At 42.7% G+C, this 13,860-nt stretch carries 11 protein-coding genes; 8 read left to right on the top strand and 3 right to left on the bottom strand.

The features are described from left to right. Positions 1 to 125: 125 nt before the first annotated feature. The gene (rnb, locus tag QV280_RS15440) at positions 126 to 2,123 is read right to left on the bottom strand and encodes an exoribonuclease II (protein WP_152822665.1); all 1,998 of its coding nucleotides are present in this window, start codon (positions 2,121 to 2,123) and stop codon (positions 126 to 128) included. Between the two features lie 464 nt (positions 2,124 to 2,587). On the opposite strand from rnb, the gene QV280_RS15435 reads away from it, so the two are divergent. The 3 genes from QV280_RS15435 (at position 2,588) to QV280_RS15425 (ending at position 6,482) form a co-directional block, all read left to right on the top strand. Continuing rightward, a complete protein-coding gene (locus QV280_RS15435) occupies positions 2,588 to 2,725 on the top strand; it encodes a hypothetical protein (protein ID WP_156916965.1) in 138 nt (45 codons plus the stop codon). Between the two features lie 300 nt (positions 2,726 to 3,025). After that, positions 3,026 to 4,927, top strand: coding sequence for a DEAD/DEAH box helicase (locus QV280_RS15430; RefSeq protein ID WP_039970513.1), 1,902 nt, complete (start codon positions 3,026 to 3,028; stop codon positions 4,925 to 4,927). A gap of 361 nt (positions 4,928 to 5,288) precedes the next feature. Then, positions 5,289 to 6,482 (top strand): acetate/propionate family kinase, encoded by a 1,194-nt coding sequence (locus tag QV280_RS15425; RefSeq protein WP_023404012.1) that lies wholly within the window; start codon positions 5,289 to 5,291, stop codon positions 6,480 to 6,482. A 92-nt stretch (positions 6,483 to 6,574) separates the two neighbouring features. On the opposite strand, the gene QV280_RS15420 is transcribed toward QV280_RS15425, so the two are convergent. Next, positions 6,575 to 7,486, bottom strand: a complete 912-nt coding sequence (locus tag QV280_RS15420) for a LysR family transcriptional regulator (protein ID WP_023404013.1) — start codon at positions 7,484 to 7,486, stop codon at positions 6,575 to 6,577. A 157-nt stretch (positions 7,487 to 7,643) separates the two neighbouring features. On the opposite strand from QV280_RS15420, the gene QV280_RS15415 reads away from it, so the two are divergent. The 5 genes from QV280_RS15415 (at position 7,644) to parS (ending at position 13,009) form a co-directional block, all read left to right on the top strand. Next, positions 7,644 to 8,840 carry a glycine C-acetyltransferase gene (locus tag QV280_RS15415; protein ID WP_023404014.1) on the top strand — a complete coding sequence of 399 codons (1,197 nt, stop codon included), beginning with the start codon at positions 7,644 to 7,646 and terminating at the stop codon, positions 8,838 to 8,840. Next, the gene (gene tdh, locus QV280_RS15410) at positions 8,840 to 9,871 is read left to right on the top strand and encodes an L-threonine 3-dehydrogenase (RefSeq protein ID WP_152822666.1); all 1,032 of its coding nucleotides are present in this window, start codon (positions 8,840 to 8,842) and stop codon (positions 9,869 to 9,871) included. The genes QV280_RS15415 and tdh overlap by 1 nt, the downstream gene beginning before the upstream one ends. Before the next feature lie 296 nt (positions 9,872 to 10,167). Continuing rightward, entirely contained in the window at positions 10,168 to 10,635 is a 468-nt protein-coding gene (locus tag QV280_RS15405; protein WP_152822668.1) for a hypothetical protein, read from the top strand. Between the two features lie 236 nt (positions 10,636 to 10,871). Continuing rightward, positions 10,872 to 12,467, top strand: a complete 1,596-nt coding sequence (locus tag QV280_RS15400) for a DUF4145 domain-containing protein (protein WP_152822669.1) — start codon at positions 10,872 to 10,874, stop codon at positions 12,465 to 12,467. Between the two features lie 89 nt (positions 12,468 to 12,556). Further along, positions 12,557 to 13,009 carry a type II RES/Xre toxin-antitoxin system antitoxin gene (gene parS / locus QV280_RS15395; RefSeq protein ID WP_023404018.1) on the top strand — a complete coding sequence of 151 codons (453 nt, stop codon included), beginning with the start codon at positions 12,557 to 12,559 and terminating at the stop codon, positions 13,007 to 13,009. Between the two features lie 8 nt (positions 13,010 to 13,017). Here parS and QV280_RS15390 read toward each other — a convergent pair whose 3' ends face one another. Further along, on the bottom strand, positions 13,018 to 13,809 hold the full coding sequence (locus QV280_RS15390) for a hypothetical protein (protein WP_023404019.1): 792 nt from the start codon (positions 13,807 to 13,809) through the stop codon (positions 13,018 to 13,020). Between the last annotated feature and the right edge of the window lie 51 nt (positions 13,810 to 13,860).

Genomic DNA, 13,860 nt, shown 5'->3' with positions numbered 1-13,860 from the left:
CTGCTCAGTTAAGTGAAGCAATGATTGTGTAGATTTTGCTATGTACATTCTAAAAAGAATAAAAAACCCTGCAGAGCTTTATCAGCATTCTGCAGGGTGGTCATTTTAAAGCTTAACGTTTGTGTCTAATCTTGCTTTTGATCTTCTTCAGCAGGAAGATCTGCAAAAACGTCAGTAGGTTTACCCACTATATTACGTTTCTCGATATCAACATCCGTTAGGACTATTTCAACGGTATCGCTGAGTTTATACACTTGCTCTTTATCGATAGAAATTGTGCCTTGCTCAGTGCTCGATTCGATGCGCTCTTTGTTATCCATAATCAAAGAGTTTGGCACAAATGCCGCCGCGCCGTTTTCAATTAAACGTACGCGCATACCGCCACGGCCAATATCAAAAATCTCGGCTTTAAATTTAGTTTGCGCTGCAACGTCTTTCTTCAGAGTACGAGCGTACAGCCAATCACTGACTTTACGTTCCGCCATTCGGTGATGTTTACGATGCAAAGCCAATTCGTCACCCACTTCGTCATCAGGGGTTTGTACTGACGCTTTATCTAGAATGATCGCTTTAAGCAGGCGATGGTTGACCATATCGCTGTATTTACGAATCGGTGATGTCCAAGTAGCGTAGATATCTAATCCCATTGCAAAGTGTGGAGCAGGGGTGTTACCCATTTCGCCATAGCTTTGGTGTTTGCGGATGCGATTGTCTAAATACTGGGTCGGTTGATTGTTCAACCAACGACGTAGCGCGGTGAAGCCTTCAAGAGTGGTGACGTTTTGTGCATCAAAGTCTTGTGCGCCGTATTCAGTCACTAAGTCGATAACGTTATTGACTTTGTCTTCTTTTAAACCCGAATGGGTATTAAAGATGCCCATGCCTAATTTATGGCTAAGAACACGACCGGCACAGATGTTGGCGGTAATCATGGCTTCTTCAACCAATTTATTTGCTGTTCTGCGCATATCGGCATGAATCGCAATCACGTCGTTATCTTCGCTTAGTTCAAAACGGTAGTCTGGGCGATCAGGGAAGATAACCGCGTTGCTTTCTCTCCACTCACTGCGTGCTTTTGCCATATCCGCCAGCGCATTGACGACGGTGGCGATTTCACTGCTCGGTGTCCAGTGTTCGCAAGAGCCCGTTTCTAAATAGTCTGAAACATGATTGTACGCAAGACGTGCGTGAGATTGGATATTAGCGGCAAAGAAGCGAATATCATCTTGTATGGTGCCATCGCTATCTATGGTTACCGTACAGCACAGTGCAGGTCGCTGTTGGTCTTGAATTAACGAACAAAGATTGTCAGCTAAATCTCTAGGCAACATTGGGATGTTGCGACCCGGCAAGTAGATAGTAAATCCACGTTCACGAGCCACTTTGTCCATCTCATCATCCGGCGTGATGTACGCGGTAGGATCAGCAATAGCGATAGTCAGTTCAAACTGGCCATTTTCTGTTTTACGAGCGTACAGCGCATCGTCCATATCTTTTGTTGATTCACCATCAATGGTGACAAAAGGAATATGGGTAAGATCTTCTCGGATAAGATCGGCATCGTCATGCAACTGCCAATGGTCAATGCCAGCAGGTTCGGTTTTTGGCAGGTCGTTTTCTGCCAGTGTTACCCACCAAGGTGCAATTTTGTCATTGGCGTCGGTGATTTTCTCGGTGATTTCGACCATGAAGCCTGCATCACCTTTTAGAGGGTGTTGAATAACCTGCGCAACAACCCAATCGCCTTCAGCGAACATATCGTGTTTGAGGCCTTTCGCCGTTTTGGCTTTCAGAGAAAGATTGCGCAACTGTGGCTGATCTGGAACAACATTTAAGCGTCCTTTAAACAGTTTGATTCGGCCAATAAAACGGGTCACGGCTTGTTCGACAAGTTGATCTGGCTCGGCCAGTTCTTTGTCGTTTTCAGTGCGAATCAATGCTACAACTCGGTCGCCGTGCATACACTTTTTCATATAAGGAGGCGGAATGAAGTAACTGGTTTTGTTGTCTACTTCTAGAAAACCAAACTTTTTATCTGTCGCTTTAATTGTCCCTTCTTTAGTAGGGATCTTTTCTTTAATTTGCTGTTTTAGTTGAGCAAGCAACGGGTTATCTGCAAACATTGAATACTTTATAATCTTTGACAATTGTGGGGGCTAATTTATGCCTTTATTGTCGTAATCCTTGGGCAAGACAGACACGAAAGGCAGTGATTTACGCGCCATCTTACCGACTCTTACTACAAATGTATAATATCAATCGTGGCAATTTTCGGGTCAGGCTAGCTTGTCAAAATGTTTGATAAGCGCCTGATTATTTTTGATTGTAAAATACTGACCTAATTACATGATTAATTTTAGAATTAAGCCTTGTTTTCAGACGTTTCCGCTAAGCTATTACTGATCATTCAATGGCTATGATAGGTAGAGTCGTTTATAAAAACGGGGGATGTGAATTTTTTATTTCATCGAAATTCAGCGAGAAAATTGTATATAAAATCGACGATATTCGATCCATATTCTGAGTTTGCTCGTAAACGTATTCAACATAACAAAAGTTGTGTGGAAACAGATGAAGAGGAAACGTCATGAAATACGTAATCATTATGCTGTGCGTGGGTTTTGTTGCAGGTTGTGCTCATTCTGGGTCTGATAATATGTCGCAAGAGGACCGACAAAATTTAGTCAAATACACCCACTCAGATATGCAGGGACGTAAAGGGTAATCAGTGTTTTAAATAGTGTGCTGATGAGAAAATGCACAGCCCAGAATAGGGGATTAAAGCGTGCTTTGGAAGACCTTTGAGGGGCGGATTTGCTTGAATTTGTGATCTATTTCAATATTTTCTTGTAATTGTCTGATTTTTAGGGCAGAATTCGCCACCTTATTTTGTCCCTAGCGGCTTGATGCGTTTTATATACTTTTCCTTCCGAATGGATTTAGTGTGTATTGCTGGATCGGTGTATGAATTTAGAGAGCACCTGGGACCGTATTAATGAACACACTGACTTATAGTGGGATCCCGATGCAAGAATCTGAAATTAAATTCAGCGATTTAGAACTAAACCAACAAATCCTTTCTGCCCTTGATGAAATGGGTTTTGTTTCTCCAACACCAATCCAATCAGCGTCAATTCCTTTCCTTCTTCAAGGTAAAGATGCGCTAGGTAAAGCACAAACAGGTACTGGTAAAACAGCAGCTTTCTCTCTTCCTCTTCTTAATAAATTAGATTTGGATCAGCGTAAACCTCAAGCAATCATTCTAGCACCAACACGTGAGCTAGCGATTCAGGTAGCGGCTGAAATCAAAAACCTTGGCCGCAACATCCGTGGTCTTAAAGTTCTTGAAATCTACGGTGGTACTTCTATCGTCGATCAAATGCGCGCGCTTAAAAATGGTACTCACATCGTTGTAGGTACTCCTGGCCGTGTTCAAGATTTGATTAACCGTGACCGTTTGCACCTAGACGAAGTGAAAACTTTCGTTCTTGATGAAGCTGACGAAATGCTAAACATGGGCTTTGTAGAAGACGTAACAGCAATCCTTGAGCACGCTCCTGCGACCGCTCAACGCGTACTGTTCTCTGCAACTATGCCTCCTATGCTTAAGAAAATTGTTGAGCGCTTCTTGCGTGATCCTGCGTTTGTTGACGTTGCGGGTAAAAACCACACGGTTGATAAAGTAGAACAAAACTTCTGGGTAGTAAAAGGTATTGAGAAAGACGAAGCTATGACTCGTCTTCTTGAAACTGAAGAAATTGATGCGTCTATCGTATTCGTACGTACTCGCCAAGATACTGAGCGTGTAGCAAGCTACCTTGCTGACCGTGGCTTCAAAGTTTCTGCTTTGCACGGTGATATCCCTCAGTCTCAACGTGAGCGCACTGTAGATAACATTAAACGTGGCGTAATCGACATTCTAGTTGCAACTGACGTTGTAGCTCGTGGTCTTGACGTGCCTCGTATCACTCACGTATTCAACTACGACATTCCATTTGATGTTGAGTCTTACATTCACCGTATCGGTCGTACTGGCCGTGCAGGACGTAAGGGTAAAGCGATCCTATTGGTTCGTACTAACCAAATGCGTATGCTTCGCACTATTGAGCGTGTGACTAAGTCATCTATGGAAGAAATTCAACTTCCATTACGTGACCAAGTAGCTGCTGCTCGCGTTACTAAACTGGGTCTTGAGCTTGCTGCTGATAAAGAACACAGCTCTGTAGAGAAATTTGCTGAACTTGTTGAAACTCTACAAAATGATTTAGAAATTGACGCAGCAACACTTGCGGCAATCCTACTACGTCGTCAACAAGGCAAACGTCCTTTGTTCTACGTTGGTGATGACCCAATGATCGCTGCTATCGAACGTGATAAGAAACGTCGCACTGAACGTCGTGAAGGCGGTCGTGACGGTGGCCGCGATGGTCGTCGTGAAGGTGGTCGTAGCTACGGTGGCGAAACTAAAGATTGGGATACATACCAACTGCAAGTGGGTCGTGACCAAGGCGTTCAAGTTAAAGACATCGTTGGCGCTCTAGCAAACGAACTAGGTTTAACTAAAGGTTCTATTGGTGCAATCAAACTGGCTCAAGGCCATACGTTTGTTCAGCTACCAAAAGCAATGAACTCTGAAACTGCGGGTAAACTGCGTAAACTGCGTATTCGTCAAAAAGAAACTGCAGCTGTAGTGTGTGACTTTGATGACTTCCGTGAGTCTCGTGGTCCACGTCGCGATGGCGGTCCTCGTCGTGACGGTGGTAACCGTCGTGGTGGCGAAGGTCATCGTGGTAACCGTGAAGGCGGTGGCTACCGTGGTAACCGTGACGGTGAGCGTCGTTTCGACCGTAACCGTAGCAGTGACAGCCGTGGTGCTGGTGCTCCACGCGGTGAACGTGGTCAATCTCGTCGTAACTCAGGCGAGTAAGCAAAATTAGAGAACCGGGATACGTAAGTGTCCCGGTTTTTTTTCGTCAGAACAAAACGGATCGACGCATTTAGATACATTTGTATGATTTATTCTTCGTGATCTAGACGGTTACATTTACTCTTTCTAAGAGTGTTTAGATGGGAATGTTGTGTTTAACTCATTAACAGCACTATAAATGGTTTTAAACTTTTAATTTTTATAAAAATTTTTATGGTTAAAAAAATTTGCAGAATGATCTAGATCAAAGTATCTTATTTTGTATGACTATTCGGTTAAAAAAAATTTGAATAATTTTCAAATTATTTGATAATCGTTACTAAAGATTGAATGCCCCTCATCTAATTTTAGGATTTAACTCATGTCAAACAAGAACGTACTCGTTATCAACTCAGGCAGCTCTTCTCTGAAGTTCGCTGTTATCGATTCTGAAACTGGTGAAGCGCTAGTAAGTGGACTAGGTGAGTGTTTCGGCCTTCCAGAAGCTACTATCGCTTGGAAATTCAACGGTGAGAAAACCGAAGAAGCTATCACTGCGCCAACGAACCATCACCAAGAAGCAATCAACCGTATTGTTAAGTTGATGGAAGAGTTAAGCCTTAAAGAAACCATCGTTGCAGTTGGTCACCGTATTGTTCACGGTGGTGAGAAATTTACTAGTACTGTACGTATCGATGATGCTGTACTTGCAGAAATCGAAAGCATTTCAGATTTAGCTCCACTGCATAACCCTGCTGGCGCTAAAGGCATTAAAGCCGCAATGGAAGCTTATCCTTCTCTTCCTCAATTTGCTGTATTTGATACTGCGTTCCACCAAACAATGCCTAAGAAAGCATTTACGGGTTCTATCTCTCACGAACTATACGACGAATACCGCATCCGTCGTTACGGTTTCCACGGAACTAGCCACTACTTTGTTAGCCGCGAAGCTGCAAAAGTGATTGGTAAACCTGTAGAAGAGACTAACTTCATCACAGTTCACCTAGGTAACGGCGCATCAGTATGTGCAGTTGCAAACGGTCAATCAGTTGATACTTCAATGGGCTTCACTCCACAAGCTGGCCTAATGATGGGTACTCGTTGTGGTGACCTTGACCCAGGCGTTATCGAGTTCCTACTTAAGAAAGGTTGGACTCAAGAGAAAGTATTCGAAACTCTATACAAAAAATCTGGTTTCCTAGGTGTGTCTGGCCTAACTTCTGATGCTCGTGGCATCCTTGAAGCAATGGCTGAAGGTCACGAAGGTGCAACTCTTGCATTCCAAGTGTTCACTTACCGTGTAGCGAAATACATCGCTTCTTACCTAGTACCACTTAACGCTCTAGACGCTGTTATCTTCACTGGTGGTATCGGTGAAAATGCATTAGATATCCGTCGTGAAATTATCGAAAACCTAAGCCTACTTGGCTTCACTGAAGACAAAGCAGGTAACGAAGCGGCACGCTTTGGCGCTGCTGGTCAAATCGGTGAGTCTGCACTTCTTGGTGCTAAAGTATTGGTTATCCCAACAAACGAAGAGTTTGTTATTGCTAAGCAATCTGTAGAACGTATCTAGTCTACGCTGGATTACCGCATAAAAGAAAGCGAGCCTATCTAGGCTCGCTTTTTTCGTCTATGAGAAGCTTAATACTGCAAATAGCTGAAGAACTAAGCCCCAAGCGCTTCAGTGATAAAATCGATAAATAAACGCAATCGCGCCGGAACGTATTTCGTTTGCGGGTACTGCATTAAGATATTGCCGTGATAATTGCCTGTTAACGTCCAGTCTTGTAAAACTTGTACAACCTCTCCGTGTTCTAATGCATCTTCGACCACAAAGTCGTGGAACAACCCAATTCCTAAATGCGATTTCACCCCTTCAAATCGCAGTTGTGCTTGGTTGACGGCATATCGGCCAGACACGTTTACCGATTGAGATTCATCGTCTTTATGAAACGTCCAGAGGTTATCGTGCTCAGTTTCGGCTAAGTATAAGCAGTTGTGATTTACAAGATCGCTTGGTTGCTGTGGTGTACCGTTTTTCATCAAGTAGGGCTTGGATGCGCACAATAAAAGATGCGTTTGTCCCAACTCTTTTAGCACTAAGTGTTCATCGGGATGTTTTGAAAGGCGAAAGGCGACGTCAATACCTTGTTTTTGAATATCAACCGCGCCATCAATGGCGCGTGCTTTGATTTGGATTTGCGGATATTTCTTTAAAAATTCAATAATCAAAGGCTGCAATACAATACTTAGCAGCGCTTCTGGCGCAGAGATCATAATACTACCTTGCGGCTTTAAATGACGGTTTGACGAAAGCTCGACCGCTTGCTCCGCCGCATACAGCATTTGCACCGCTTGCTCATAGACTTTTTGTCCTTCTTCGGTAATGCGAAGGTTACGTGTAGTACGTTCAATGAGCTTCACTTCTAACGCTTTTTCTAAGCGTGATATTGTTTTTGAAACCGCAGACGGCGTCATAGATAAACTATTGGCAGCATTGGTGAAATTACCTTGTTGCACCACTAAAGTGTAAGTTGCAAGGTCGGGAAGCAGTGCCACAAGCTGAGTTGTCTTCATTATATGTGCCTATGATTCACAAATGATTTTCCATGGAGGGGATTATACTCGCCCAGGGTTTCAACTAAAATCTATTTACAGTGTAAATAATAACAATAACCTTAATTTAAGCGGGCCAATTTCCCTGCTTACCTCTACTGAAAGGATCGATAGCATTATGTCTTCTGCGTTTTATAATCAAATCAAACAACAAATCGAAGAAGTGAAATCTGAAGGCTTGTATAAGTCTGAGCGAATCATTACCTCTCAACAGCAAGCTTCAGTGTCTATTTCTACTGGCGAAGATGTACTTAACTTTTGTGCAAACAACTACTTAGGTCTTGCAAACCATCCTGAACTTATCCAAGCAGCACAATCAGGTATGGATGAGTACGGTTTTGGTATGGCTTCTGTACGTTTTATCTGTGGTACACAAGATATTCATAAACAATTAGAAGACAAACTCTCTACCTTCTTAGGTATGGAAGATACGATTCTTTATACGTCTTGTTTTGATGCTAATGCGGGCTTGTTTGAAACCATCCTTGGTAAAGAAGACGCCATCATTTCTGATGCCCTTAACCACGCATCTATCATTGATGGTGTGCGTTTGTGTAAAGCGATGCGTTTCCGCTATGCCAACAACAACATGAGTGAGCTTGAGCAGCAACTTATTGATGCTGATGCAGCAGGTGCTCGTCACAAGCTTATCGTTACTGACGGCGTGTTCTCAATGGACGGAGTTGTTGCTAACCTGCCTGCTATTTGTGATTTGGCAGATAAATACAACGCATTAGTGATGGTAGATGACTCTCACGCTGTGGGCTTTATGGGCGAAACAGGCGCAGGTACTCACGATTACCACAATGTTATGGATCGCATTGATATCATCACCGGTACTCTTGGTAAAGCAATGGGTGGCGCGTCAGGCGGTTACACCTCAGGCAAAAAAGAAGTGATTGATTGGTTACGTCAGCGTTCTCGTCCGTACCTATTCTCTAACTCAGTGGCACCTGCGATTGTATCGGCGTCATTGCGCGTTATCGATCTTCTACAAGAAAGTGGCGATCTTCGTACTCAACTGTGGGACAACGCGGCACATTTCCGTACTCGTATGGAAGCGGCAGGCTTTACTATGGGCGGCGCAGATCACGCTATCATTCCTATTATGCTAGGTGATGCGAAAGTGGCTGCAGAATTTGCGGAGCGCGCACTAGAAAAAGGCATCTACGTAGTTGGGTTCTCATTCCCTGTAGTACCAAAAGGCCAAGCGCGTATTCGTACTCAAATGTCAGCAGCGCACTCACGTGAACAGCTAGACCGTGCTATCGATGTATTTATCGAAGTAGGTCGTGATATGGAGCTGATTAAATAATGAAAATCAAAGCTTTATCTAAATTAAAGCCTGAAGAAGGCATTTGGATGAACGAAGTCGATATGCCAGAAATGGGGCATAACGATCTTCTGATCAAAATTAAGAAAACCGCAATTTGTGGCACTGACGTGCACATCTACAACTGGGATGAATGGTCACAAAACACCATTCCTGTGCCTATGGTTGTGGGCCATGAATATGTGGGTGAAATTGTCGCAATTGGTCAAGAAGTTCGCGGCTTTGAAATAGGCGATCGCGTATCAGGCGAAGGACACATCACTTGTGGTCACTGTCGTAACTGTCGCGGTGGTCGTACGCACCTTTGTCGTAATACTATCGGTGTGGGTGTTAACCGCACTGGCTCTTTCTCTGAATACCTAGTGATCCCAGCGTTTAACGCCTTTAAGATCCCTGATGGTATTTCTGATGATCTTGCGGCAATCTTTGACCCATTCGGTAACGCGGTACACTCAGCATTGTCATTTGACTTGGTGGGTGAAGATGTTCTGATCACAGGCGCAGGCCCAATTGGTATCATGGCTGCTGCAGTTGCCAAACACGTTGGCGCACGCCACGTAGTCATTACTGATGTAAACGAATATCGCCTTGATTTAGCGCGTCAAATGGGCGTTACTCGCGCTGTGAATGTGGCTAAAGAAGACCTCAAAGACGTAATGGCTGAGCTTAATATGACCGAAGGGTTTGACGTAGGCTTGGAAATGTCAGGTGTTCAAATGGCGTTTAAGAGCATGCTAGAAGCCATGAACCACGGCGGTCGTGTTGCAATGCTGGGCATTCCACCATCAGACATGGGCATTGATTGGAACCAAGTGATCTTTAAAGGCCTAGTGATCAAAGGGATTTATGGAAGAGAAATGTTTGAAACTTGGTATAAGATGGCAAGCTTGATTCAATCAGGTTTAGATTTGACGCCAATCATTACTCACAATTTCAAGATTGATGAGTTCCAAAAAGGCTTTGACGCTATGCGTAGCGGGGCTTCCGGTAAAGTTATCCTTGATTGGGAATAACGCGCACCAATCTTTTGCTGTGTGGTTTCATCACTGACACAGTCTAAGATTTCAGTGACTTCAAAATGGCCCCAAAGATTTTTTGGGGCCATTTTTCGTTTTACCGCTACATTTCTTGCCTTAGCGACGAGATACCTTCTCACACCGATCTTCTGATAGCCCAGTTTTTTCTTTCTTACATTACACACCTTCAAACTGTAATTAATTGAATTTTATCTGGAAATACAAACTATATTTGAGTGATGATGTTTTACAATTGTTATTAATCTATTGTTTTTGTAATTAAGGGAGTAATTATGAGCACAGAAGAAAAGAGCTATAATTTTAATACACCGCAACGTTTGTTTGTCGGTTATACATTGGCTGTGCTAGTGGATTTAACCGTACTGAATTTCTTTGACGAATATTGCCAGTACGTCAACATAGAGTCGTTTACCATCTCTTTTATCGCTGCAATCTTGCTTCAGCTATTGCTTAAATTATCCATAGGATTGGAACATAAGCTCGCAAACTATTTTAAATCTAAGCCCGGCACCGCTCCAAAAATCTACCGAGGCGTTTCTACCTATGTCATTCTTGTGGGTTCTAAATTTGTAATGCTGGAAGCCATCAACATTATTTTTGGTGAAAAAGTACAGTTCTCCGGTCCATTTAATGGCGTTGTGGCCTTTTTCGCGGTGGTTTTTGTCATACTGATTGCTGAGGTAACGGTGTCCAAGATCTACTTTGCATTAGACAATACTGAGAAAGCGCAAACAAAATAGAAGGGATTTAAGCGCTGTTAGTAGGGCGCTTTTTGATGTTTCTATTGCATAGAAGTATAAAAACCATCGCTGAATATTGCCTGTCGTGAGAGGTGAGTATCCAGTGATGGTTTATTTGATCGTCAGCTAACAAATTATCTGATTATTTTTCCATCTTTCCACAAATATTGCATTAGAGACATAATTTGTCGCTTGCAAGGTTAACATAAGCTCCAGATGGCGAAAATAGGAGCGTTATGATGCAAGTTCAGGCAGATATTGAGTACAATAAATACGACAATTTTGAGTTTTTGAAACAAGGTCTAGGTGAGCTTTATAATCAAGCGACCTTGGCTGAGCGTTATTACTTTACTGATCCGCAGTCGAGTATGGTCAAAATTCGTTTATTTGTAGAACTTGCCTGTCATGAGCTGGGTAAGCACTTTAAGTTGCGACCGCCAGTGCATGGAGAATTATCAAACAAAATCAAAATGCTGCAATCGTCAGGATGTATAGAGTCTTGGGTGATTGAGGAGATGAACGCCCTGCGTCACGATGGCAACCGTTCAGTACATATGACAGAGGTAAACGGTGAGTATATCGCTAAGTTGTCTATCTCTCGCTCTCGCATGCAAAAGCACATGAACGCTTTGTATGAAATCGCTCACTATGTTGGTCGCACGATTTTAGACACTCCTTCGCAATGCTCATACACTTGGCAAGAGCCAATGTCTTGTGAGTTAACCTCATTTGTTACTGATGCTCTAAAAGGCTGCAAAGAAGCCAGTTTTTATCTCGCCAATCACTTTTATAGTGAACTGCTCGATATGAGCAAGCAGACAGGCGAGTCACGAGCATGGAGTAAGGACGAGTATTATAATAAACAGACTGATGTCAGCTATTGGTTAGAGAAAACTCATCGCCAAGGTCATCCACAAAGTTGGCTGTTGTTTGCTAAATGCTACTCCAATAAATTACTGCAACAGCAAGGTAATCGTGATGCTAAATACTGTTTTAAACAAGCCTTAACCACCGATGAAGAAGGGGAGGCGGCCTTTGAATTTGGTGCGCATCTTATTAAAAATGAAGAACCTAAATTAGGCATAAATCATATTCATCAAGCGGCAAAAAAGGGTTACTCCAAAGCAATGTCGTTTGCTTTGAGCAACGCATTTAGCAGCGACTCCGAAAAAGAACAGTGGTTAGCTTGTGCGCTAGAGCAGCGCTTACCTGAAGCGTTTACCGTGGATACCCTTACCAAGTTGGAAGCGTATGAAACAGAGCAAACGGACGAGTCTTTAAAAGCACTACGTTCGGCAATTGTCGCAGGACAAGCACGTCGTGCTCCGGCTATGGCATTCTTTAAATCCTATATCGACATTACCGTGTACCAGACGCAGGATACTGATAAATCGATTCAGGAAATGGTCGATAGCTACAAATGCATGCCACATTACTTAGATGTTGAGTTACGCCTATTTAAACAAATCGCAAATGAAAAACAGCATTTCAGTTTGATGCGTGAGATTTATAAAGAAGCACTAAGACAATCAGTCAGCGAACTGGAAGAGGCGGATGTAAAGTATCGCTTGGCAAAACTTGCGCTAGATGTTGCTGCGGACAAATCAAAAGTCCGCAGTGGCGTTAAAACGCCTAGCCCAATCCCAACTCTGCTAACGGAAGCTGCAGACGCAGGTCATGCCGAGGCGCGTATCTATATAAATAGTCCAGAGGGCAAAGCCGTATTGAAAAAAATCGGTTACACCACTCTTGGAAATAGCCACAAAAGCGGCGTAGACAAACAGAAGAACAAACGTAAGCGCAAACTGGCTAGGAAGATGAGACGTAAGTAGGGAATAGCTATTAATTGGTAATTTATGGCATAAATAGCTCATTTGATCTGATATGTTGAGGTCATATGAGCTTAGGTGGGAGGACTGCTATGGCGACTGCTGAATTTAAACGTTTTAAGCCAAAACGTGCTAATAAAACTAATTTTTGGGTTAACCTCGGGATAGAGGATGTAACTATTGGGCTAGCAGACGCTGTGCACCAAGGATTTAAACCAAAGGTGTACTACAGCATTATAGAAAGAACGAAGCTCTCTCAAAATGAGCTTCATCATGTAACCCATATACCGATTGGCAGTATTAAACGTCGTCTTAAAAATGAAGAGCGTTTTAACACTCAAGAAAGTGATGCTATTTATAGATTAGCGATGCTTGTTAAGTTAGCAACTGAGCTATTTAATGATGAAAAAAGAGCTTTAGAATGGATGCGTGAAAGCGTCTATGGTTTAGGTGGGAAGAGACCGCTAGATATGGTATCAACCACCATCGATTTTGAGGTGGTAAAGGATTTTATCGGTCGAGTTGAGCATGGTGTTTTTTCATAATGCACTTGTTAGAAGAATATGCCGTATACACCTAAGCCAATGCTGATAAGACTTCCTAGAAGGGAGAAAATCCAATGTTTTGTAATGTACTCAAGTATGATTTTTGGATGAACTCCGTGAGTATCTTGCCATGTTGCATTAGTTTTGATACTTCGATCAATAACCCTGCCGAGAATATTAGCAAGTACATCGACCTTTCTTAGTGTTGATTGATGCAACTTAACAAATTCTTTGTTTTCAAAAGCGGTTGCCTCGCCGGGGCCATCTAAAAGGTCTAATGCGGTAATGTGATTGGCTTCCATAAGCTTTATTAACCTTGGATGGCCTATGTACTTGTTCCCAAAAATTGAAACTAGCGCTCTAGAAAGATCGAATTTTCGAGATTCATCAAGTTCAACTGGTTTTCCCTTCAGAACACGAAACCTGTGTTCAAGTGCTGGAAAACCGTAATTGATATCACGCATATTCCAGTGAACCCAATCGTAGTTTTTATGTTTCTCTAGGAAAACGTAGAACTCTTTCAACATCTCTTTTTCTAGTTTGTCGTACTCTCTATCAATATCAGGAAATGCTACGCCCTTGAGTTCGGCGACCTTATGAATAGAAAAGGAAGCAGTTTGACCGCTAGCATAGTTTCTTACTGCGATTGAAGTAACCCTTGGAGTCTGTCCTTCAGGCCTGTTGTAAAAACTCTCACACGAATAATGAATAACTAATACATGTTCTTCATGACCTGAAATTTTATCTAGGTGGTTTTGAGCTTTTCTTCTTCTGTCTAATTTTTTTAGTTCAGATGGCATGGCTATTCTTCTAAAGCTTGTTACGTGTCTGATTGAACAACTGTGATATTT

Source organism: Vibrio sp. B1Z05 (assembly GCF_052955985.1).
The sequence above is the reverse complement of the archived record's forward strand: the minus strand, read 5'-3'. Positions and strand labels throughout refer to the sequence as shown.